This is a genomic window from Paracoccus sp. SSJ (assembly GCF_030234105.1).
GTDB lineage: Bacteria > Pseudomonadota > Alphaproteobacteria > Rhodobacterales > Rhodobacteraceae > Paracoccus > Paracoccus denitrificans.
This window is the reverse complement of record NZ_JASSPE010000005.1, coordinates 129,261-152,110: the sequence shown is the minus strand read 5'-3', so window position 1 is coordinate 152,110 and position 22,850 is coordinate 129,261. Positions and strand designations below refer to the sequence as shown.

The 22,850-nt window shown below is 66.9% G+C and carries 21 protein-coding genes; 9 read left to right on the top strand and 12 right to left on the bottom strand.

From position 1 onward, the window contains the following. Window positions 1-64 precede the first annotated feature (64 nt). The 6 genes from QPR87_RS07310 to QPR87_RS07285 form a co-directional block, all read right to left on the bottom strand. Window positions 65-1,087, bottom strand: coding sequence for an aspartate-semialdehyde dehydrogenase (locus tag QPR87_RS07310; protein ID WP_011749050.1), 1,023 nt, complete (start codon window positions 1,085-1,087; stop codon window positions 65-67). Between the two features lie 101 nt (window positions 1,088-1,188). Next, entirely contained in the window at window positions 1,189-1,803 is a 615-nt protein-coding gene (locus QPR87_RS07305; RefSeq protein ID WP_285048942.1) for a glycosyltransferase family 29 protein, read from the bottom strand. Then, entirely contained in the window at window positions 1,800-2,846 is a 1,047-nt protein-coding gene (locus tag QPR87_RS07300; protein WP_285048941.1) for a glycosyltransferase family 4 protein, read from the bottom strand. The genes QPR87_RS07305 and QPR87_RS07300 overlap by 4 nt, the downstream gene beginning before the upstream one ends. Further along, on the bottom strand, window positions 2,839-4,032 hold the full coding sequence (locus QPR87_RS07295; protein ID WP_104493149.1) for an MFS transporter: 1,194 nt from the start codon (window positions 4,030-4,032) through the stop codon (window positions 2,839-2,841). Before QPR87_RS07295 ends, QPR87_RS07300 begins: the two co-directional genes overlap by 8 nt. A 151-nt stretch (window positions 4,033-4,183) precedes the next feature. After that, window positions 4,184-4,960, bottom strand: a complete 777-nt coding sequence (locus tag QPR87_RS07290; protein ID WP_285048940.1) for a 5'-nucleotidase, lipoprotein e(P4) family — start codon at window positions 4,958-4,960, stop codon at window positions 4,184-4,186. Window positions 4,961-5,049: 89 nt separating this feature from the next. Beyond that, a complete protein-coding gene (locus QPR87_RS07285; RefSeq protein WP_011749045.1) occupies window positions 5,050-6,294 on the bottom strand; it encodes an MFS transporter in 1,245 nt (414 codons plus the stop codon). Window positions 6,295-6,415: 121 nt separating this feature from the next. On the opposite strand from QPR87_RS07285, the gene QPR87_RS07280 reads away from it, so the two are divergent. Continuing rightward, window positions 6,416-7,003, top strand: coding sequence for a glutathione S-transferase family protein (locus tag QPR87_RS07280; RefSeq protein ID WP_285048939.1), 588 nt, complete (start codon window positions 6,416-6,418; stop codon window positions 7,001-7,003). Here the strand turns inward: QPR87_RS07280 and QPR87_RS07275 are convergent. The 5 genes from QPR87_RS07275 to QPR87_RS07255 all read right to left on the bottom strand — a co-directional run bounded on the left by QPR87_RS07275 (window position 6,979) and on the right by QPR87_RS07255 (window position 12,797). Further along, complete coding sequence (locus tag QPR87_RS07275) at window positions 6,979-8,175, bottom strand: BaiN/RdsA family NAD(P)/FAD-dependent oxidoreductase (protein WP_285049043.1); 1,197 nt, start codon at window positions 8,173-8,175, stop codon at window positions 6,979-6,981. The genes QPR87_RS07280 and QPR87_RS07275 overlap by 25 nt on opposite strands. 5 nt (window positions 8,176-8,180) lie before the next feature. Beyond that, window positions 8,181-9,209, bottom strand: a complete 1,029-nt coding sequence (gene holA / locus QPR87_RS07270; protein ID WP_011749042.1) for a DNA polymerase III subunit delta — start codon at window positions 9,207-9,209, stop codon at window positions 8,181-8,183. Next, on the bottom strand, window positions 9,206-9,691 hold the full coding sequence (gene lptE / locus QPR87_RS07265) for an LPS assembly lipoprotein LptE (RefSeq protein ID WP_011749041.1): 486 nt from the start codon (window positions 9,689-9,691) through the stop codon (window positions 9,206-9,208). The genes holA and lptE overlap by 4 nt, the downstream gene beginning before the upstream one ends. Further along, window positions 9,678-12,212, bottom strand: coding sequence for a leucine--tRNA ligase (leuS, locus tag QPR87_RS07260; protein WP_285048936.1), 2,535 nt, complete (start codon window positions 12,210-12,212; stop codon window positions 9,678-9,680). Before leuS ends, lptE begins: the two co-directional genes overlap by 14 nt. Window positions 12,213-12,287: 75 nt before the next feature. Beyond that, window positions 12,288-12,797: a DUF3576 domain-containing protein gene (locus QPR87_RS07255; protein WP_011749039.1), complete on the bottom strand. Its 510-nt coding sequence runs from the start codon at window positions 12,795-12,797 to the stop codon at window positions 12,288-12,290. Between the two features lie 314 nt (window positions 12,798-13,111). Between QPR87_RS07255 and QPR87_RS07250 the strand changes: the two genes are divergently transcribed. From QPR87_RS07250 to QPR87_RS07220, 7 genes are all read left to right on the top strand, one after another. Continuing rightward, complete coding sequence (locus tag QPR87_RS07250) at window positions 13,112-14,077, top strand: porin (RefSeq protein ID WP_285048933.1); 966 nt, start codon at window positions 13,112-13,114, stop codon at window positions 14,075-14,077. A 69-nt stretch (window positions 14,078-14,146) separates the two neighbouring features. Then, window positions 14,147-14,800, top strand: a complete 654-nt coding sequence (locus tag QPR87_RS07245) for a YggS family pyridoxal phosphate-dependent enzyme (RefSeq protein WP_285048932.1) — start codon at window positions 14,147-14,149, stop codon at window positions 14,798-14,800. A gap of 117 nt (window positions 14,801-14,917) precedes the next feature. Then, window positions 14,918-15,826: a calcium-binding protein gene (locus QPR87_RS07240; RefSeq protein WP_285048931.1), complete on the top strand. Its 909-nt coding sequence runs from the start codon at window positions 14,918-14,920 to the stop codon at window positions 15,824-15,826. Window positions 15,827-15,971: 145 nt separating this feature from the next. Further along, the gene (gene rpsO / locus QPR87_RS07235) at window positions 15,972-16,241 is read left to right on the top strand and encodes a 30S ribosomal protein S15 (protein WP_011749035.1); all 270 of its coding nucleotides are present in this window, start codon (window positions 15,972-15,974) and stop codon (window positions 16,239-16,241) included. A 481-nt stretch (window positions 16,242-16,722) separates the two neighbouring features. Then, window positions 16,723-18,870, top strand: coding sequence for a polyribonucleotide nucleotidyltransferase (gene pnp / locus QPR87_RS07230; RefSeq protein WP_285048930.1), 2,148 nt, complete (start codon window positions 16,723-16,725; stop codon window positions 18,868-18,870). Between the two features lie 104 nt (window positions 18,871-18,974). After that, window positions 18,975-19,721, top strand: a complete 747-nt coding sequence (locus QPR87_RS07225; RefSeq protein ID WP_285048929.1) for a hypothetical protein — start codon at window positions 18,975-18,977, stop codon at window positions 19,719-19,721. Beyond that, on the top strand, window positions 19,718-20,506 hold the full coding sequence (locus tag QPR87_RS07220) for a glycosyltransferase family 25 protein (RefSeq protein WP_285048928.1): 789 nt from the start codon (window positions 19,718-19,720) through the stop codon (window positions 20,504-20,506). The genes QPR87_RS07225 and QPR87_RS07220 overlap by 4 nt, the downstream gene beginning before the upstream one ends. Window positions 20,507-20,545: 39 nt before the next feature. On the opposite strand, the gene QPR87_RS07215 is transcribed toward QPR87_RS07220, so the two are convergent. Beyond that, entirely contained in the window at window positions 20,546-21,202 is a 657-nt protein-coding gene (locus QPR87_RS07215) for a peroxiredoxin (protein ID WP_011749031.1), read from the bottom strand. Window positions 21,203-21,363: 161 nt separating this feature from the next. Here QPR87_RS07215 and QPR87_RS07210 point away from each other — a divergent pair, with 161 nt between their 5' ends. Then, window positions 21,364-22,815: an aldehyde dehydrogenase family protein gene (locus QPR87_RS07210; protein WP_285048927.1), complete on the top strand. Its 1,452-nt coding sequence runs from the start codon at window positions 21,364-21,366 to the stop codon at window positions 22,813-22,815. Window positions 22,816-22,850 lie beyond the last annotated feature (35 nt).

The window sequence follows — 22,850 nt, the reverse complement described above, 5'->3', positions numbered from 1 at the left end:
CAGCGAGGGGCGCCGGAAATGCAAGAGGGCGCCCCGGGGGACGCCCTCACATATCCGTTTGGGATCAGCCCTTCTTGAGGCAGCGATTGCCCAGAAGCTCGGCGATCTGCACCGCGTTCAGCGCCGCGCCCTTGCGCAGGTTGTCGCTGACGATCCACATGTTCAGGCCGTTTTCCACCGTCACGTCCTGGCGGATGCGGCTGACGAAGGTGGCGAAATCGCCCACGCATTCCACCGGGGTCGAGTAGCCGCCCGGCTCACGTTTGTCGATGACCAGGATGCCCGGCGCCTCGCGCAGGATGTCGCGGGCCTCGTCCTCGTCCAGGAAGTCCTCGAACTCGATGTTCACCGATTCCGAATGGCCGACGAAGACCGGCACGCGCACGCAGGTCGCCGTGACCTTGATCGCCGGATCGACGATCTTCTTGGTCTCGGCCACCATCTTCCATTCTTCCTTGGTGTCGCCGCTGTCCATGAACACGTCGATCTGCGGGATCACGTTGAAGGCGATCTGCTTCTGGAACTTCTTCGGCTCGACTTCCTGACCCGGGACATAGACGCCCTTGGTCTGGTTCCACAGCTCGTCCATGCCCTCCTTGCCGGCACCCGAGACCGACTGGTAGGTCGAGACGACGACGCGCTTGATGCGGGCGCGATCATGCAGCGGCTTCAGCGCCACCACCATCTGCGCGGTCGAGCAGTTGGGGTTCGCGATGATCATCTTGTTGCGGTAATCCTCGACCGCATCCGGGTTCACCTCGGGCACGACCAGCGGGATCTCGGGGTCGTAGCGGTAAAGCGACGAGTTGTCGATCACCACGCAGCCCTGCGATGCGGCGATGGGCGCATAGGTCTTAGTCGCGTCCGAGCCGATGGCAAACAGCGCGATGTCGTAGCCGGTAAAGTCGAACCCCTCGATATCCTTGCATTTCAAGGTTTTGTCGCCATAGCTGACCTCAGTGCCAAGGCTCCGGCGCGAAGCCAGAGCGACAACCTCATCAGCAGGAAACTGGCGCTCGGCCAGGATGTTCAGCATTTCACGGCCCACGTTCCCCGTGGCGCCGGCGACAACGACCTTGTAGCCCATTGGGGTCTCCTTCAACAAAGGACGCCGCGATATAGGGGGTATTGCGGAAAAGGGAAAGCGAGATTTCGTCAAAACGCCCGCTGATCTGGCAGGATTTCGGCTTAATGCCGAGCAATTCGGCGATCTGCCAGCATCAACTTATGCACCCATTCGGATTCCCCTTTGAAATCATGGGGAACCTGGTCGGCGGTTCGCCGGCCCGACAGCGAGAGCGAAGCGAAGAAATCGAAGCCGTAAAGCTCCAGCCGTGCCATGTCCGAGCGCGCGATCAGGTCGATCATCATGGCGCCGGTGGTGGGCGGGGCGCCCAGCCGGGCCTTGAGTGCCTGATAATCCGCAAGCGGATGCAGGTAGAAGCCGGGGCTGGTCGCCGTCCGCCAGTCCAGCCGCTTGCGCTTGGGCGACATCCACAGGACGCGGGTGGGTGCCAGGCGGGTGCGGTCGGCTGCGGAAAGCCGCACGGCCAGCGCCAGCCAGTCCGTGCGGCTGCCATGGCTTTCGGCCGAGGGTATCGGCGCGCGGTTGATGCGGATCACCAGATCGGCGGCGTCGATCTGTGCGCCGTGCCGGGTATCGGCCAGCGCGCGGGCATTGCCGACCAGCGCGATGCGCTTGCCCGCCAGATCGCCCAGCACCGCGGATTGCGGCGCCGAGAGGCGTTGCAGCGCGCCCTCGTCCCGCAGGGTGCGGGCAATCAGGAAGCCGAGGCGGTTCACGAAAGCAGCCCGCGATAGACTTCGACCAGGGCGCGGGCCTCGGTTTCGATGGCGTGATTCGCCTCGACATGGGCGCGTGCCGCCTGTCCTGCGGCATGGCGGGCGGAGGGATCGTCCAGCCAGCGCGCGATGGCCGCCTGCATGGCGGGCTGGTCCTCGGGCGGGATCAGGCTGCCGGTCACGCCGTCCGCGACCAGTTCCTCGAAGGCGCCGACGCGCGTCGCCACCACCGGCACGCCGCAGGACATGGCCTCCAGCGGGGTCAGGCCGAAGCCCTCCCATCGCTGAGGCGCGACATAGAGGTCCAGCGCGCCATACCACGCCGCCATCCGGTCCACCGGCACCTCGGGCGGAAACAGGATGCGCTGGGACAGGCCCGCCTCGGCCACCTGCGCCTTGAGCGCGGCCAGATAGGTGCGGTGCTTTTCCGTCGCCCGGCCCATGACCAGCGCGGTCACGCCGGGGCGCGAAGGCAGCAGCGCCAGCATCGCCTGCACGAAATCGCCGGTGCCCTTTTGCGCGCGGATGCGGCCGTAGCAGCCGACCAGAACCTGATCCGGCGGCAGGCCCAGGCTTGAGCGCAGCGCGGCCCGGTCGGCCGGGGGTGCGAAGCCGTCGGTGTCGATGCCGTGGTGGATGACGCGGGCGGGGTGGTCCAGATAGGCCGCACCCCTGGCCGAGGTTGCCACCAGCGCGTCCATCTGCGAGATCAGCCATTTCGTATAGCGGCTGTGCCGGCGCTGCGAGGCCGAGGTGAAGAGCAGCCGATAGCGCCGCCGCAGCACATGCCGCAGGATCAGCCCCAGCGCCATCTCGGTATTGCGGCGCGCGTGCCAGACCCGCCAGCGGTCGCGCGGCAACAGCGCGGCGCGGGCCAGCGGGATATGCGGCAGGCCGGGCGGCAGGCCGGGGCCGGTGGTGGCGATGCCGATCATCCCTGCCTGCACCGGGATCAGCCGCACCACGGTCGCCGTGACGCCCGACAGGCGGCGCTTCAGGTTCGGGGCGACCACGTCGATCCGGTCGGCGGGCATTTCAGGCATCGGGTGTCTCGGGCGTCAGGAAATACAGCAGGAACCCCACCGTAAGCGGAATCAGGAAGAACAGGAACAGGGTCGAGTATGCCTCGGCCGCGCTGCCTTGCGCGCTGGCCCAGCGATAGACCGGGCGCGAGGTGAATTGCAGCACCCCTGCCCCGCCGATCGAGAACATGTTGAGGAAGGTCACGCCCCGCCCCACCAGATGCGGGGGCAGAAAGGCGCGGCCATGCGCCATCAGCACGGTATAGGTCGCACCCGACAGCCCGACCAAAGCCAGGAATGCCACCGACAGCGCGACGCCCTCGGCGGGAAACAGCCACAGCCCGGCCATCACCGCCACGCCGGCGCCGTTGGCGATCAGCGCCAGCCTGCGGATCGAGCCCACCAGCCGCGTCGCCGGCCCGACCAGGAAATTGCCGACCACCATGGCGACGCCCATCGCCAGCGTCGCCCAGCCGATCAACTGGTCCGAGGCGCCATGCACCTCGGCCATGTAGGGGCCGGCCCAAAGGCCGCGGATCGCGGCCGAGGCGGCATAGTTCACCGAAAACAGCGGCAGGATGAACCATAGCGGCCGCAGCCGCAGGATCTCGGCCAGCGATCCGCGCGGCGCGGTGGCGGCCAGCCGCTCGGGGTCGCGGGTAAAGGCCAGGATCGCCAGCGCCACCGCCAGCGTGACCGCGGCCAGCGCCCATAGCGTCTCGCGCCAGCCGAAGGCCTCGGTCGCCCAGACCAGCGGCGCGGCGCCCAGGATATTGCCCAGCGAGCCGAAGCCCACCGCCGCCCCGGCCAATGTCCCGAACAGCGCTGTAGGATAGTTGCGGGCAAAGATGTAATAGCTGCCCATCAGCGCCGGCGCGCAGCCGATCCCCATCAGCGCCAGCGCGACATGCAGATGCCACGGCGCCTGCGCCAGCGCAAAGACCGCCGCCCCGCCCCCGCCGCCCAGGGCCAGCAGCACGGCCACCGTGCGGCGCGGGCCGATGCGGTCCAGCGCCCCGCCGATGGGGATCTGCATCAGCGCGAAGGTCAGGAACCACATGCCCGAGGAAATCGCCAGATCCTCGGGCCCCGCGCCCAGTTCAGCCTGCAGGACCGGCGACAGCACGGCCAGGAAGGCGCGATAGAACTGACTGAGCGTATAGGCCAGGATCAGGCTGATGATCCCCCCCGACAGCAATGCGCGCATGAAGCGCCCCCCTCCGATCCGACGGGCCGAGACTTGTCGATTGCCGGGCGGGACGCAATGGCCCCGCGGCGGATTTGCCGCGGGGTTGCCCGAACGCTTCACGACCCGCCCGCCTACCCAAGCCGGATCGGGCTGAACTGGGCGGATGCGGCTATTCGGTCTTCAGCTCGGCGTCCCAGGCGGTCAGGGGCGCCTCGCTCCATTCGCCATAGGTCGCGTTGGGCAGCACGATCCAGTCCACGCCGAAATGCGCCCGGTTCTCGTCCACCTTTTCGCGCTTGGTCGCGGTATCGGCCTTGTGGAACACGCCGTCGAAATCGTGCAGCGTATCGCCCAGCAGCAGGACGATCTCATGGTCCTCGGACACCACGCCGCGCCGCTCGACCTTGGTGGTGCCGTAAAGCAGCACATGATCCTCGGAAACCTGCGGCAGGCCCAGTTCGTTCAGCGTGGCGATGGTCGAGGGCTTGTTCTCGCCGAAACGGTCCGAGATGTAATAGATCGCCACCCCGGCCTTGTCGGCATGGTCCAGGAACTCCCTGGCGCCGGGGATCAGCGTGGGCTTGCCGTCCCGCTCCCAGAAGCCCCAGGTGTCCCAGGTGTCGTATTGGTGGCACGCCTGCATGTCGCGCACCAGAAGCGGGGTGTTGTCGATCACCGTCTCGTCCAGGTCGGTAACGACGGCCAGCCTGGCCGGATCCTCGGCCTTGGCGACGGCGGCGTCCAGCCGCTCGGTCGCCAGCGCAAAGGCCTGCAATTGCAGCGCCCGGACCTCGGCCGATTGCTGCTGATAGCGCAGGCCCATGGCGAATTCGCCGACCTGGCATTGCGGCATCTGCGCCGCGTCCTGCGCCACGGCGGCAGGCGCGATCAGGGCGGATGCGGTCAGGCCCAGCAGCAGGCGGCGGGCGATGTGGTCGTGGGTCATGGAACTCTCCCTGTTTTCTGGCGGGCGTTTGGGGCACCCCGGCGGAAGCGTCGGGATTGTTGATTGACCAGTCAAGCAAAAACCTGTCGTCAGGCCGAAGCCAGCCGCGCCGGCGCCTCGCGCACCGGCAGGTGGATCAGCGCGCTGAAGGCGCCGACGCCCACGCCGACCCACCAGACCAGCGTGTAGTCGCCGTAGATGTCATACATCTTGCCGCCCAGCCAGACGCCCAGGAACGAGCCGATCTGGTGGCTCAGGAACACGAAGCCGTAAAGCGTGCCCATGTAGCGCAGCCCGTAGATATAGGCGACGAGGCCGGAGGTCAGCGGCACGGTGGCCAGCCACAACCCGCCCATCACCAGAGAAAAGACAATGACGCTGGTGGGCGTGATCGGCATCAGGATGAACGCGGCGGCGGCGATGGTGCGCAGGGTATAGATCCCGGCCAGCAGGTATTTCTTGGTATAGCGCTTGCCCAGCCAGCCGGCAAAGATCGCCCCGGCGATATTGGCCAGCCCGATCAGCGAGATCGCCGCCGCCCCCAATGCCGAGGTGGTGGTGATGCCGATGCTGGCCAGCGTGCCCATCGGACTGATCGGCCCGCACATCTCGGTCACCATGGCGGGGAAATGCGCGGTGATGAAGGCAAGCTGGTAGCCGCAGGAAAAGAAGCCGGCAAAGATCATCAGGTAGGACGGGTCGGTAAAGGCGCGCTTCAGCACCGAGCCCATGCTTTCCTCCAGCTCGCTGCGGCTGGCGGGCTTGCCGCCGCCCAGCAGCGGCAGGAAGAACAGGCAGGCCAGCACGATCACGCCGAAGATGACGAACACCGTCTGCCACGGGTAATGGACCAGGAGCACCTCGGCCAGCGGCGCGCCGAAGACCTGTCCGGCCGAGCCGGCTGCGGTGCCGATCCCCAGCGCCAGGCTGCGGTTCTCGTCGCTGGCGGCGCGGCCGATCACCGCCAGGATGACGCCGAAGCCGGTGCCGGCGATGCCGAAGCCGACCATGACCTCCAGGAGCTGCATGGCCAGCGGGTCGGTGGCATAGGCGGTCAGGATCAGCCCGGCGGAATAGAGAAAGGCGCCGATGATGACCGACCAGCGGTCGCCCCAGCGTTCGGCCAACGCGCCGAAGATCGGCTGGCCGATGCCCCAGGCCAGGTTCTGGATGGCGATGGCCATGCTGAACTCGGCTCGCGGCCAGTCGAATTCCTGTGCGATCGGGATCTGGAAGACGCCGAAGCTGGCCCGCAGGGCAAAGTTGATCAGCAGGATGATCGAACCGCCGATCAGCACCGGCGTGAACAGCGGCGCGCGCATTGCCTTGGTCATGAACCTCTCCCTTTCGCAGCCTGCAATTCCTGCGCCCGGCCGGCGGTCGCGTCAATGGCGCTGATTGCCTGAATCGGGCGGCGGCGCTAGCCTTGGGGTTCAAGGCGATGCGGGGAACTGGATGTATCAGGTGATCGGAACCGGCAAGAGCCGCGCCATGCGCGTGCTCTGGATGCTCGAGGAATTGGGCCAGCCCTATGAACATGTCGCCGTCAATCCGCATTCCGAAGGCGTCCGGCCCTTCAACCCCGCCGGCAAGGTGCCGGTGCTGGTGGTGGACGGCACGCCCATCACCGATTCGACCGCTATCCTGAACTATCTGGCCGACAAGCATGGCGCGCTGACCCATCCGGCCGGCAGCCTCGACCGGGCACGGCAGGACAGCCTGACGCAATTCGTGCTGGACGAATTCGACGCGGCGCTGTGGCTGGCGGCGCGGCACAGCTTCGTGCTGCCCGAGGAAATGCGGCTGGCGGCGATCAAGAACACGCTGCGCTGGGAATTCGAGCGCAGCCAGCGCACCCTGGTGCATCGTATCGCCGAGGGGGGCTTCCTGATGGGCGATCGCATGACCGTGCCCGACATCATCCTGGCGCATTGCCTGACCTGGGCGCTGACGGCACGCTTTCCGATCACCGAGCACCGGCTGACGGATTATCTCCAGATGATGCGCGCCCGCCCGGCTTACCTGCGCGCGGCGGCCAGATAGGCGGCGGCGCCCTGCCCGGCCAGCCGCCCGGTGGCAAGGCAGCCGGTCAGCAGATAGCCGCCGGTCGGCGCCTCCCAGTCCAGCATCTCGCCGGCGGCAAAGACGCCGGGCAGCGCCTTCAGCTCCAGCGCATCGGTCAGGCTTTCGGCGGCGATCCCCCCGGCCGAGGAAATCGCCCGCTCGATGCCCATCGGCCCGTCGTGCCGCAACCGCAGCGCCTTGGCGCGCATGGCCAGCCGCTCGGGCTCGGCAGGCAGCGGTTGGCCCCACTCCATCAGCAGCGCCGCGCGGACCGGATCGCCCAGAACCCGCCGTAGCCGGTTGCCGACCGACAGCTTCGAGGGCGCGCGCGCAAGGCGCCGCGCCAGTTCCCCGGCATCCAGGTCCGGCGCCAGATCGACGAAAGCCTCGGCCCCGTCGCGCATCGCGGCCGAGACCTCATAGATCCCGCCGCCCTCGATTCCCTGGGCGGTGACGACCCATTCGCCGCGTCCGACCCGGCCGGCGACATGCAGGGCCACGCCCTTGACCGCCTGGCCGAAATGCCGCGCCATCTGCGCCGACCATGTGACGCGGAACCCCATGTTCGCCGGCCGGAACGGCGCCACCGCCACGCCCCGCCCAACCAGCCAGGGCACCCAGGCCGCATCCGAGCCCAGCCGCGGCCAGCTCGCCCCACCCAAAGCCAGCACCACGGTGCGGGGCGCCAGCACTTCGATCCCGTCCGGCACCTCGAAGCGCCAGCCTTCGCCCAGAAAACCCGTCCAGCGCCAGCGCGCCCGCAGCTCGACCCCCATCGCCGCAAGCCGTGCCAGCCAGGCCCGCAACAGCGGCGACGCCTTCATGCCGACCGGAAACACCCGCCCGGTCGAGCCGGTGAACAACTCCACTCCCAGCCCACGCGCCCAGGCCATGACCTCCTGCGGCCGGATTTCTCCGTTCTTCAAATACTCCGGGGGAGGCCGAAGGCCGGGGGCAGCGCCCCCATATCGCGTCACGAACAGTTCCCAGGCTTCATCCCGCGTCAGGTTCAGCCCGGATTTCCCCGCCATCAGGAACTTGCGCGCCGGGGTCGGCATGGCCTCGGCCACCACCACCCGGGCGCCCTGCCCGGCCAGCACCTCGGCCGCCATCAGCCCGGCCGGCCCCGCGCCGATCACCAGGGCCTCGATCTCGGTCACCGCCCGCCCCGCGGCATCATGCACAGCCGCAACAGCATCCGCTCCATCAGCGCCATGGCCGGCGCCCGGGACGAGGATCGCAGCACCAGGTCGGTCTCGATCAACTGGTGGATCGCATCCTCCAGCGCCCGCATCCCCCAATCCTGCGCCTGGCGAATCATCCTGTCGCGGCGCGGACCAAAAACCGGCGGCCGCAGCCGCGAAAGCCCCGCTCCCGGCCCGCCCGGGTCCGAGGCCCCGGCATGCAGCGCCCGGAAATGCCGCAGCGCCGCGATGCACAGCGTCACCGGCACCGTGCCCTGCCCCTCGATCCGCCGCATCAGCGTGCCGAACTCTCGCGCGCGGCCCTCGGCCACGCAATCGATCAACTCGTCCACCTCGGCCTCGATGGTGGCGGGCGCCAGGGCTGCGATCTCGGCGGGGGTCAGCGGCTCGGGGTCGCCATGCTTGTAAAGCCCGATCTTTTCCACCGTCTGCCGGAAATCCCCCGGATCCAGTGCGCGGGACAGCGCCATCAGGTCGCGCATGGCGTCGCGCGGCACCTCGCGCAGGCCGGCATCCTTCAGCCAGCGCCCGATCTCCTCCTCGCCGGGCGGGTCGTCGTAGATCGGCGCCGTGACGGCGGCGGGATGCGGCTCGAAGAGCTTGCGCAGCGCCGAGGACTTGCCCAAGGCACCGCCTGCGACCACGATCACCGCATCGCCCGGCTTCCATTCCGCGATGGCCGAGGCGACGGCGGGCGCGGCGGCGTCCGGCGCGTCATCGACCAGCACCACGCGCTGGCCGGGAAAGAAGCCCACCGCCTTGACCGCATCCAGAAGCGCTGCCGGATCCTTGCGCAGATCAGCGCCGGGAATGCGGGTCAGGCGCATCTCTTCCTCGGCGCCCTCCCCGACCAGCGCCTTGACCGCCTCGGCGCGCTTCAGCGCCACGCGCATCGCGTCCTGCCCATGGAGCAGCAGCGCCGGCCGCGTCGGATCGGGCCGCGCCAGGTAGCGTCCGATCTCGGCGCCCTTCAGGATCATGGCACCGCGTCGGGCTGGACGGCCAGGAGCCGCGTCACCACTTGGTCGGCCAGCATCCGCGCCAGCCGTTCATGCGCGTCCTGCTCGGCCGCCATGGTGGCGATGGTGGTGCCGGTCGTGGAATACGAGGTAAAGCTGCTGACCTGCCCGTGCGTCACCTCGCGGCCGGTTCCGGCTTCGGTCAGGGTAAAATCGGCGCTGCCGTTCAGGGCATAGCGCGTCGTTACCTCGTCGGGGGTGATCGCCTGCGGCACCACGGCGATGCGCAGCCTGTAGTCTAGCAGGAAGCGGGCATTCGCTTCGGGCCCCAGCCGTTCGGCGATGCGGCCGGCAAAGGCAAAGTCGTCCGGCGTGCGCGGATCGGCGGTGCGGACCTGGCCGAACAGCTTGCCGCCCGTGCCCCCCGGCCCGTAGACCGGGGAAAAGCCGCAAGCCGCCAGCGCCAGCGCGGCCAGGATGACCGCCCGCCTAGACCACGACATTGACGATCCGCCCCGGCACCACGATCAGCTTCTTCGGCGCCTGCCCCTCCATGAAGCGCCGCACGGTTTCGTCGGCCAGCACGATGGCCTCGATCTGGTCCTTGGGCATGTCCTTGGGCACCTCGATCTCGGCCCGGCGCTTGCCGTTGATCTGGATCGGCAGCACCACGCTGTCGGAAACCAGCAGCGCCGGATCGGCCTTGGGCCAGGCGGCATCGACCACCATGCCCTGCCCGCCGGCCTTCATCCAGATCTCCTCGGCCAGGTGCGGCACCATGGGCGCCATCAGTTGCGCCATGATGCGCAGCGCCTCGCGCCGGCTTTCGCCGCCCGCGCCCGACTTGGCGATGGCATTCGCCAGCTCATAGATCTTGGCCACGGCCTTGTTGAAGGCAAAGCCCTCGATGGCGCGCGTCACCTCGTCGATGGCGCGATGCGCGGCGCGGGTCAGGTCGGGGTCGGCCCCGTCCTCGGGGATCTCGTCGGCCAGCCGCCAGACCCGGGCGAGGAAGCGGTTCGCGGCCTCGGCCCCGGCAGCGGTCCATTCCACGTCGCGCTCGGGCGGGCTGTCCGAAAGCATGAACCAGCGCGCGGTATCGGCGCCGAAGCCTTCGACGATGTTCACCGGATCGACGACGTTCTTCTTGGACTTCGACATCTTGGCCGAGGGAATCACCTCGACCGGCGTGCCGTCGGCCAGCTTGCCGTCCACCACGTCCTCGGGCAGGTGATAGACCGGGCGGCCGCGCTCGTCGCGGGTCATGTAGATCTCATGCGTGACCATGCCCTGCGTGAACAGCGCGTCGAAGGGCTCCTTGGCGCTTTCCGGCAGGTGGCCGGTCTTGACCATGGCGCGGGCGAAGAAGCGCGAATAGAGCAGGTGCAGGATCGCATGCTCGATGCCGCCGATATACTGGTCCACGTTCATCCAGTAGTCGGTCTCGGGCCGGTCGGTCGGCGTGGCTGCGTGCGGCGAGGTGAAGCGCGCGTAATACCAGGACGAATCGACGAAGGTATCCATGGTGTCCGTCTCGCGACGGGCCGGGCCGCCGCATTTCGGGCAGGTCGTCGCGGCCCAGGTCGGATGCCGGTTCAGCGGGTTGCCGGGCACCTCGAAGCTGACGTCCTGCGGCAGCAGCACCGGCAGGTTCGCCTTGGCCTCGGGCACGGTCCCGCAGGCGTCGCAATGCACCACCGGGATCGGGCAGCCCCAGTAGCGCTGGCGCGAGATGCCCCAGTCGCGCAGGCGGAACTTGGTCACGCCCTCGCCGTAGCCGGCGGCCTCGGCATGCCGGATGGCGGCATCCACCGCCGCCTCGCCGGTCTGGTCGGCTGCGCCGGCAAAGCCGCGCACATAGGTCACGGTCTCGGATTTCAGCGGCACGAAAGGCGCCTTGGCGACCAGCGCATCGGCCTGTTCCAGGTCCATGCCGCGCTCGCCGAAGGTGGCGCGGATCGGCAGCCCGTATTTCGTGGCGAACTCATGGTCGCGCTCGTCATGCGCGGGCGAGCCGAAGATGGCGCCGGTGCCGTAATCCATCAGCACGAAATTGGCGATCCAGATCGGCAGTCGCCAATCGGCATCCAGTGGGTGGCGCACCGTCAGGCCGGTGTCGAAGCCCATCTTGGGCGCGGTCTCGATGGCTTCCTCGGTGGTGCCGATGCGGCGGCACTCTTCGACGAAAGCCGCGACCTTGGGGTCCGAGGCGGCCAGCGCCTTGACCAGCGGATGATCCGGCGACAGCGCCACGAAACTGGCGCCCATCAGCGTGTCGGGCCGGGTCGTGTAGACCTCGATGGCCGGGAAATCGGGCAGGTCGACGGTGTGGAAGCGGAATTGCAGCCCGCGCGACTTGCCGATCCAGTTCGCCTGCATCAGCCGCACCTTCTCGGGCCAGCCCTCCAGCCCGTCCAGCGCCGACAAGAGCTCATCCGAGTAATCCGAGATCTTGAAGAACCACTGCGTCAGTTCCTTGCGCTCGACCGTGGCGCCCGAGCGCCAGCCCTTGCCGTCGATCACCTGTTCGTTGGCCAGAACCGTCATGTCCACGGGGTCCCAGTTCACCTGCGCCGACTTGCGGGTGATGAGGCCGGCCTCCAGCATGTCCAGGAACAGCGCCTGCTGCTGGGCGACATAGGCGTCGTCGCAGGTGGCGAATTCGCGGCTCCAGTCGATGGACAGGCCCAGCGGCTTCAACTGGCCGCGCATGGTGGCGATATTGCCATAGGTCCAGTCGCGCGGATGGCCGCCCTGCTCCATCGCCGCGTTCTCGGCCGGCATGCCGAAGGCGTCCCAGCCCATCGGATGCAGCACGGAAAACCCCTGCGCGCGCTTGAACCGCGCCACCACGTCGCCCATCGTGTAGTTGCGCACATGGCCCATGTGGATGCGTCCCGAGGGATAGGGGAACATCTCCAGCACGTAATATTTGGGCCGCTCGTCCCGCACGGCGCGGAACGTATCGGCCTGCTCCCACGCCTCTTGCCAGCGCGGTTCGCTGATTGCGGGATCATAGGGCATGGAAACCTCCGGGCGACAGATTGCCCGCAGGGTATTAGCCGCTTGCCCGATGCAGGTCCAGCGGGGTCGGGTGGATCAGAGGTTGCGGTCCTGGACCCGCAGCTGCCGGGCGCGCGTCAGGATCGCATCCTCGACCGCGCGCACGGTGTCGGGCGCCACCGACGCACCGCCCGCACCCTGCAAGGAAACCTTGAGCGCACGCGCATCCAGCGCCGGGTCGCTGACCTTGATCGTGGCGCGATAGGACCGCCCGCCGCCCGGAGGCGTGCCATAGCCGGTGACGATGACGCCGGTGAACGGGTCGATCGACTGGATCGGCAGGAAGTTCAGCACGTCCAGGCTGGCGTTCCACAGGTATTTGTTCACCGCCACCGTGTCGTTGGGATTGCGGCGGTCCGAGAACACGTCCCAGATCGTCTCGCGCCGTTCGGCGACTTGCGGCTGGGCCTGGCGATTCCCGCCCGGGGCCGAGGTCGCCGAGCCGGCCGAGCCCATGGAGCCCATGCCCGAGCCACCGCCCGAACAGGCGGCAAGCCCGGCCGAGATCAGCAGGGCGGCGGTCAGCCGTGCGGCGCGTCTGGTCATCTGGTGTCCCCCGGATCGTCCTTGCGCGAGCCATAGCGCAATTCCGCCCCTTGCGACAAGAGAGGCCGCGCCACGCCGCGCGATCCTTGCCTGTCGGGGTGATATGGCTCGCGCGCGTAAAGCCCCCTTTTGCGCGGGATCGGCCGGTTGCGGGCTGTTGCAACGGGGTGTGGCCCATGTGCATCACAGGCTTTCGGAATCCGGCTAAGCCGATGCGATTCCGTTGCAATGCGGGGGGGAAAGCGCGACACCACTTGCATACCCCAAACCGGCCCGCCGGGTGGGGCATACGAGAGAGACAAGAGGGAAACATCATGAAAAAGGCTCTTATCGCCTCCACCGCGCTGCTCCTGACCGCGGGCGTGGCTGCCGCCGACGTCAAGATCTCGGGCTACGGCCGGACCGGTGTGATCTATTACGAAAACAACGCCGCTCAGGACGCCGCCGGCCTGAACGAGTCGCGTGTTGTCAGCCGCCTGCGGATGAACATCGACGCCTCGTCCTCGACCGATTCGGGCGTTGACTTCGGTGCTCGCTTCCGTCTGCAGTGGGACCAGGGCTCGGACGACGGCCAAGCTCAAACCAACGCCGGCAAACTCTGGGTCAGCGCCCAAGGCTTCACCGTTGAAGTCGGTAACGTCGACACCGCCTTCGACTCGAACGGCCTGATCTACGAAACCGAACTCGGCTCCTATGACCGTTCGGTCGGCTTCAGCGACGTCGCCGGCGCTTTCTTCGCCTATGACTCGAACGGCTACGTCACCGATCAAGTGGACCGCGTGGGCATCCGCGCCCTCTACACCCTGGGCGACCTGAAGCTGCAAGCCTCCTATGTCGATCCCGACCAGTCGGGCCTGAACGAAGTTCTGGAAGAAGAGTTCGGCTTCTCGGTCGACTACACCTGGAACGAGCGTCTGGAACTGTCCGCTGCCGCCGCGTTCAACGGCGCCGGCATCGACGGCAACGACATCTACTTCCTCGGCGCCCGCTACGCTGTTCTGGACAATGCTCGCATCGGTCTGAACTTCGTTGACGCTGGCGACGAAGAAGATGGCTACGACGGCAAGACCATCGCCCTCTACGGCGACTACACCCTGGCTGATGGCCGCACCAACCTGGAAGCCTACATCGCCAACAACGATCGTGACAGCAACGAAACCGACAACGCGTTCGGTATCGGCGTGAACTACGATCTGGGCGGTGCCCGCCTGGGTGCTTCGCTGCAGCGCGACTATGCCGAGAACGTGACCGCCGACTTCGGCGTGCGCTTCGAGTTCTGATCCTTCGGGATACGGAAACAGGAAGAGCGGGCCTTGCGCCCGCTCTTTTCTTTTGGAAATCATGCCGTCATGGGACTGGATGAGATCAGGCGCCGCATCAGCGCGGCCGAGACAGCTTCGGGGCGCGCGGTGGGCGAGGTCACGCTGATCGCCGTCAGCAAGGTGCAGCCCCCCGACCGGGTCGAAGCGGTGCTGGACGCTGGCCAGCGCGTATTCGGCGAAAACTACGTGCAGGAGGCGGCGGGGAAATGGCCCGGCTGGCGCGAGCGTTTCGCCGGCATCGAGTTGCACATGATCGGCCCCTTGCAGACCAACAAGCTGAAGCCGGCGCTGGAGCTTTTCGACGCCATCCATACGCTCGACCGTCCCTCTCTGGCGACGAAGCTGGCCCGGCAGGTGCAGGTGCGCGGGGCCTGCCCGCAGCTTTTCGTGCAGGTGAACACCGGCGCCGAGCCGCAAAAGGCCGGCATCCTGCCCGATGAGGCCGATGCCTTCATCGCCCAGTGCCGGGCGCTGGATCTGGCGATCTCGGGCCTGATGTGCATCCCGCCCGAGGATCGTGATCCGGTGCCGCATTTCCGCGACCTGCGCGACATTGCCGCCCGCAACGGGCTTGCCGGCCTGTCGATGGGCATGAGCGCGGATTTCGAAACCGCCATCGCCGAGGGCGCCACCCATGTCCGCATCGGCAGCGCGATCTTTGGCGCGCGCGATTACCGCTAGGCACCCGGGCCGCGAGGGCGGCCTCGGCCGGTTAGCACGATTAATATTGCTGATGCGACCTTGGCGACGGCCGGCTATCCTGCCCGTCAGGTTTGCGTGATTCGTTTGGATAGTGCCATGTTCCTGCTGAGCAGTCTGATCAGCTTTCTGTTCGCGGGCCTTGCTGTCGACGTGGCGTCCACGACCCGCAATTCCGAAGGGGGCGCGGACCCCGACAGGCCCCAAGACCCCGGCGACGACGATCCCGATCAGCCCCAGGGACTTTTGGTCGAGGGCAGCGAGGGTTCGGACTGGTTGGCCGGCGGCGATGGCGACGATCTGCTGATCGGCCATGGCGGCAATGACGATCTGCATGGCGGGCTGGGCAATGACACGCTGCTGGGCGGCGACGGCACCGACTGGATCTATGGCGACGGCGATTATGGGCCGGGCGGCGACGATTCCATCGAGGGCGGCGCGGGTGACGACTATCTGGCCGGGCAGGGCGGCAACGACACCGTGCATGGCGGTCCGGGCGACGATTCTATCTTTGGCGGCGATGGCGACGATTTCCTGACCGGCGGCGATGGCGAGGACTGGATCTCGGGCAATGCGGGCAACGATACGCTGGTGGCCGGGCGCGGCGAGGATGATCTGGACGGGGGCGACGGCGACGACCTGCTGATCGGCTCGGCCCATCCCGACCGGGCCTGGCTGCATGGCGGCGCCGGCCGGGACACGCTGCATCCCGGGCCTGGCGATTTCGCCGAGGGCGGCGAGGGCGAGGATCTGTTCCTGCTGGATGCGCCGGGCGACGATCCGGGCGAAAACCTGCCGGTCATCGGCGATTTCGACCGGCATCAGGACCGCATCGAGCTGCGCTATCACGGCACCGGCGAGGGGACCCAGCCCCGGATCTCGTTGCAGCGCGAGACCGACGGCTCGGCCGTGATCCGGCTGGACGGGATGGCGGTGGGCCGGATATTGCAGGCCGAGGGGCTGCGCGTCGCCGACATCGCCCTGACCCGTATCGCGCCGCGCGGCTAAACGGCAGAAAACCCTTTCCTTTGCGGCCGTTTCCGCCTATACGCCCGCATCCGCTTGGGTGATTCCGGCGGTATCTCTCCATGGGCCTGTGCTGGACGACATCCCGGCCTGAGCCATAACCCCTTGATCCTGAAAGGAGCCCCCGATGTCGATCACGGTCGAAGAAAAGAACCGCGTGATGACCGAATTCGCCACCAAGAAAGGCGATACCGGCTCGCCCGAGGTGCAGGTCGCGATCCTGTCCTCGCGCATCGCCACGCTGACCGAGCACTTCAAGACCCACAAGAAAGACAACCATTCGCGTCGTGGCCTGCTGAAGCTGGTCGCGCAGCGCCGCAAGCTGCTGGACTACCTGAAGGGCAAGGACGAAGCCCGCTACAACGTGCTGATCGCCAAGCTGGGCCTGCGCCGCTAAGGCAGGCTGCTGCGTGCCAGGCACGCTTTCGGAAGTTCGAGGCGCCCGTTGCGAAAGCCGCGGGCGTTTTTCGTTCCGCATCGCGGGCCGGTCGATCAGCGAAAGCCGGCAAGAGCGGCAGATCGGATCCGGGGGATCGCTGTCATGGATATTCGGCGTCCGGCATCCTTGCGACTCGCTTGCCGGGCGAATATCGCCCTGGCAAGCGGCGCTCTTTCCAAGTCCTCCGCATCGGCGGCGAGCCGGCCTTTCCGTCGGATCGCACGAACGGAGCCTGCATGCAGCCGCACCGGCAATCCGCCTGCGACGGCAGCGACCCAAGACACTTCCCATATCCCTTGTTTTCCTGTATGGGGCGTCTCCATCTGTGACGTGACGCCAGGCCCCGGGGCACATGCGAAGGATAGGGGCGGCGGCAATGGGGCCGCCATTTGACACGGGACGCGACCGGAAGGGCCGGCGCGTCGCCAGAGGAAACCAGATGTTTGATGAAGTGAAGAAATCCATCCAGTGGGGCCAGGAAACGCTCACGCTGGAAACGGGCAAGGTTGCCCGTCAGGCCGACGGCTCGGTCATCGCCACCCTGGGCGAGACCAGCGTCATGGCCAACGTCACCTTCGCCAAGGAACCCAAGCCCGGCCAGGACTTCTTCCCCCTGACGGTGCATTACCAGGAAAAATACTATGCTGCCGGCAAGATCCCCGGCGGCTTCTTCAAGCGCGAGGCCCGTCCTTCGGAAAAGGAAACGCTGACCGCGCGCCTGATCGACCGCCCGATCCGCCCGCTTTTCGTCCCCGGCTTCAAGCATGAAGTGCTGGTGATGTGCACGGTGCTGAGCCACGACCTGGTCAACGATCCCGACATCGTCGCCATGATCGCCGCCTCGGCCGCGCTGACGATTTCCGGCGTGCCCTTCATGGGCCCGATCGCCGCCGCCCGCGTCGGCTTCGCCGATGGCGAATATGTGCTGAACCCCGAGGTCCAGGACATGGACCACCTGCGCCTGAACCCCGAGCAGCGGCTGGACCTGGTCGTCGCCGGCACCCGCGATGCGGTGATGATGGTCGAATCGGAAGCCTATGAGCTGACCGAGGCCGAGATGCTGGGCGCGGTGAAGTTCGGCCACGAAGCGATGCAGCCGGTAATCGACCTGATCATCGACCTGGCCGAGGCCGCCGCGAAGGAACCCTTCGAGTTCGCCTCGCCGGATTACAGCGCGCTTTATGCCCGGGTGAAATCGCTGGGCGAGGCCGATATGCGCGCCGCCTATGCCATCCACGACAAGGGTGAGCGCCGCGACGCCATCGAGGTCGCCAAGGCGAAGGTCCTGGCGGGCCTGTCCGAAGAGGAACTGCTGGACCCGAACCTGGGCTCGGCGCTGAAGAAGCTGGAATCGGGCATCCTGCGTGGCGGCATCATCGACGGCCGTCCGCGCATCGACGGCCGCGACAACAAGACCGTGCGGCCCATCGATTGCGAAGTCGGCTTCCTGCCCCGGACCCACGGCTCGTCGCTGTTCACCCGCGGCGAGACGCAGGCGCTGGTCGTGACCACGCTGGGCACCGGCGACGATGAGCAGATCATCGACGCGCTGCATGGCAACTCCCGCAGCAACTTCCTGCTGCATTACAACTTCCCGCCCTATTCGGTGGGCGAGGTGGGCCGCGTCGGCAGCCCCGGCCGTCGCGAGATCGGCCACGGCAAGCTGGCCTGGCGCGCGCTGCAAGCCGTGCTGCCGGCGCCGACCGACTTCCCCTATACCATCCGCGTGGTCAGCGAGATCACCGAGTCGAACGGCTCGTCCTCGATGGCCTCGGTCTGCGGCGGTTCGCTGTCGATGATGGATGCGGGCGTGCCGCTGAAGGCGCCGGTCGCCGGCGTCGCCATGGGCCTGATCCTGGAAGAGGACGGCCGCTGGGCGGTGCTGACCGACATCCTGGGCGACGAGGACCACCTGGGCGACATGGACTTCAAGGTCGCCGGGACGGAAAACGGCATCACCAGCCTGCAGATGGACATCAAGGTCGCGGGCATCACGCCCGAGATCATGGAACAGGCGCTGGCGCAGGCCAAGGATGGCCGTCTGCACATCCTGGGCGAGATGTCCAAGGCTCTGTCCGAAGGCCGCCGCGAGTTCAGCGCCCATGCCCCGCGCATCGAGACCATGACCATTCCGACCGACAAGATCCGCGAAGTGATCGGCTCGGGCGGCAAGGTGATCCGCGAGATCGTCGAGACCTCGGGCGCCAAGGTGGACATCAGCGACGACGGCACCATCAAGATCGCCTCGGCCAATGCCGATTCGATCAAGAAGGCCTATGACATGATCTATTCGATCGTGGCCGAGCCGGAAGAGGGCAAGATCTATGTCGGCAAGGTCGTGAAGCTGGTCGATTTCGGCGCCTTCGTGAACTTCTTCGGCAAGCGCGACGGTCTGGTGCATGTCAGCCAGATCGCCGGCAAGCGCCTGAACCACCCCAACGAGGTGCTGAAGGAAGGCCAGGAGGTAAAGGTCAAGCTGCTGGGCTTCGACGACCGCGGCAAGGTGCGCCTTGGCATGAAGATGGTCGACCAGGAGACCGGCGAGGAGATCGCCCCCGAGAAGAAGGAAGAGGCCGCCGAAGGCTGAGCCTTTCGCGACATCAGGAGGGACCCGGCATCGTCCGGGTCCTTTTCATGACGGCCCCGGACATCAGCGGATGGACAGGGTTCATTCACGGCGGGAACAGGTGGATGGTCAGGCGCAGGAAATCCCGGATCGAGCGCTTCTTTTCGCTCAACCAGCACCGCAAGCGCTGGGGGGCGTGGCGGCATGTCGCCGCTGATCCCGACCTGACGGCGATGCGCGAGCGGATCGTCGAGGCCGGCGAGCCGGTGCAGACAGGCCGCACAGAAAAATCTCTCGACTTGCACCTGGCAAATCTGAGGCGCGAATTTTCTGGCCAACCCGAGCTTCTTCTTCATCACGCGACGCTGATCGTGCTTATCCGCCGCGAGGTGCGTCCGGCCGAAAGCCTTGGGCAGTTTCTTGCGCTGTGGGGGGAGGAGGCAGAATTTCTTTGCGGAAATCTGAATCTCCGCTGGCTGATTTCGGCGGCGGATACTTTTGCCGACCACGCCCCTGATGTGCAGGCGCGCGCGGCCGCAATGATGGCCTCACTATTGGGTAATACCGTAAAGATCTACGAATCCGACCGTTATATCCGCGGTGCAGGAGTATCGGCCCCTTTGCCCAAGCGGGTCGAACGGCTTCAAACTGAGCGGGTGACATTGTTCGACGGGATGCTGGTCTTTACCGTCGGAACCGAAGACACTCTTCGAAACATGTACTGGCGGCTGGAGCCTTACTTTGCCGCCGGTCACGCGGGGAAGATCCTCAAGACGGTCTATGACCGGATGCAGGTCAACGACACGGCCTTTGCCCGGCTTCGCGCGCTTCACCGCCGCGACCGCACCGGCTGGTGGGAGGACGAGGCATGAGCGCCCTTGACCCGCCGGACCGCCTGGTCCCGGTCTATCTCATCAACCTCGACAGTTCGGATGAGCGGCTTCGTTCAGCCACCCGGCAACTGGACGAGGCGGGCATCCCTTTCGAACGCGTCCCGGCCTTTGACGGCAGGGCACTGCGGATCGAGGAATTTCCCGATTATGACCCTGCCGGGGCGATGGCCTATATGGGCCGGCCTTTGCGCGGGGGCGAGATCGGCTGTTATCTCAGCCATCTCGATTGCGCGCGGCGGTTTCTGGACAGCGGCGCCGAATATGGCGTGGTGTTCGAGGATGACATGCAATTGAAGCCCGGCTTTGCCAAGGGGTTGCGCATCCTGTCGGACTGGCTGGACCGGCATGATCGCGACTGGGATCTGATCAATATCGGTGCCGGCCAGCACAAGATATTTACCCCGGTCATGGGTTTCGAGGTCGCAGGCCGGCATCATGACCTGACCCGCGCCCATTACTTTCCCATGACAACGACCGGGCTGATCTGGTCGCGGCAGGGGGCCGAGACCTTTGTCAGCACGCATCGGCGCATCACTGCCGGGGTGGACAATCATTTCCGCCACTGGCTGACCCGCAGCGACCGGGGACTGGCGGTCTGGCCGCCGCTGGTCACGACGACTGGCGTGGAAAGCCAGATCGAGGACGGCAAGGGCAAGCGGTCGGCAACCGGTCGGCACCCGCTTTACGGGCTGATCAAACAGCGGCGCCAGCTGATCAACAAGCTGATCGCATGGCGCCACAAACGGCGGCTGGCGCGAGGGTGAAAAGGCCGCGGGCGGTGCCGCGGCCTTTGCGACTTGGCGTCAGGCCGGATCCTTGGCAAAGCGCAGATAGGGCAGTGCCTTGTTCAGCTGGCCGTATTTCGCCTCGGCCGCCGCGTCGTCCAGCGCCAGCGCGACGATCACGTCCTGGCCCGGCACCCAGTTCGCGGGAGTGGCCAGCGGCACGCCGTCGGTCTTTTGCACCGCATCCAGCGCCCGCAGGATTTCGGCAAAGTTGCGGCCGACCGACATCGGATAGGTCATGGTCAGCCGCACCTTCTTGTCCGGGCCGATGATGAAGACGGTCCGCACCGTGGCCGAATGCTGCGGCGTGCGGCCCTCGGTCGGCAGGTAGTAATCGGCCGGCAGCATGTCATAGGCCTTGGCGACCTTGAGGCCGGTGTCGTCGATGATGGCGAAATTCGCCGGCGTGCCGGCCACCTTTTCGATATCGGCCTTCCATTTGCCGTGGTCCTCGACCGAATCGACCGAGACGCCCAGAACCTTGGTGCCGCGCTTCTCGAACTCGGGGATCAGCTGTGCCACGACGCCGAATTCCGTGGTGCAGACCGGGGTGAAATCGCGCGGATGAGAGAACAGGACCGCATAGCTGTCGCCGATCCAGTCGTGGAAACTGATCTGGCCCTCGGTCGAGTTCGCGGTGAAATCCGGGGCGGTGTCGTTGATGCGCAGGGACATGTCGGATCCTTTCGGTTGATCTCAGGCGCCAAGATAGGCATCCGCGGCGGATTGTCCAACTCGATCTGTTCAGTCGTGATAAAATCCACCCCTGCTGCCGCTTGCAGCCCGGTCCCGCGGGTGCCAGTCTGCGGGCCAATCGCAGATCAAGGGAGGCTCGGATGAGCGGACTTGCCGACAAGCGGAAATTCTACATCAACGGCCAATGGGTCGCGCCCAGCCAGCCGAACGACCTTGAGGTCATCGACCCCTCGACCGAAGAGCCGGTTGCGGTCATCAGCCTGGGCGGCCAGGCCGACACCGATGCGGCGGTGGCCGCGGCCAAGGCGGCCTTCCCGGCCTGGGCGGCCACGCCCCCGGCCGAGCGGCTGGCCCATGTCGAAAAGATCCTGGAGATCTACAAGCGCCGCGCGCCCGACATGGCCGCCGCCATCAGCGCCGAGATGGGCGCGCCGCAGGACATGTCGCTGAACGACCAGACCGCCGCCGGCAGCTATCACATCGAGACCTTCATCGAGGCGTTCAAGGGTTTCGAATTCATCCGCCCGCTGCGTCCCGACACACCGACCAGCATGGTGGCATGGGAGCCGGTCGGCGTGGTCGGGTTGATCACCCCCTGGAACTGGCCGATGAACCAGGTCACGCTGAAGGTGATCCCGGCGCTGCTGGCCGGCGATACGGTGGTGCTGAAGCCCAGCGAGATCGCGCCGCTGTCCTCGATCGTCTTTACCGAGATCGTGGACGAGGCCGGGTTGCCGCCGGGGGTCTACAACATGGTGAACGGCGATGGCGCGGGCGTGGGCTCTCAGCTTTCGGTGCATCCCGACGTGGACATGATCAGCTTTACCGGCTCGACCCGCGCCGGCATCGCCATCACCAAGGCCGCCGCGGACACGCTGAAGAAGGTGGCGCTGGAACTGGGCGGCAAGGGTGCGAACCTGGTCTTTGCCGATGCCGACGAAAAGGCGGTGGTGCGCGGGGCGCGGCATTGCTTCTACAACAGCGGCCAAAGCTGCAACGCGCCGACGCGGATGCTGGTTGAGCGGTCTTTCTATGAGACCGCGGTCGAGCAGGCCCGCAAGGTGGCCGAGGAAACGGCCGTGGCAAGCGCGCATCAGCCCGGGCGGCATATCGGCCCAGTGGTCAGCAAGCAGCAATGGGACAAGATCCAGGATCTGATCCAGAAGGGCATCGACGAGGGCGCGCGCCTGGTCGCCGGCGGCCCCGGCCTGCCCGAGGGCGTCAATCGCGGCTATTTCGTGCGCCCGACCGTCTTTGCCGATGTCACCAACGACATGACCATCGCCCGGCAGGAGATCTTTGGCCCGGTGCTGTCGATCATCCCCTTCGACAGTGAGGAAGAGGCGGTCGGGATCGCCAACGACACGATCTATGGCCTGACCAATTACGTCCAGACCGGCGACGGTGCGCGCCGCAACCGGCTGGCGCGGCAATTGCGCGCCGGCATGATCGAGACGAATGGCCAAAGCCGCGGCAGGGGCTCGGCCTTCGGCGGCGTCAAGGCGTCCGGCCGGGCGCGTGAGGGCGGCGTCTGGGGGCTGGAGGAGTTCATGGACAGCAAGCAGATCAGCGGCTGGGACCCGGAAGCGTGATCCGTGGGGCCGCCTTTCGGGCGGCCCTTTTCCTT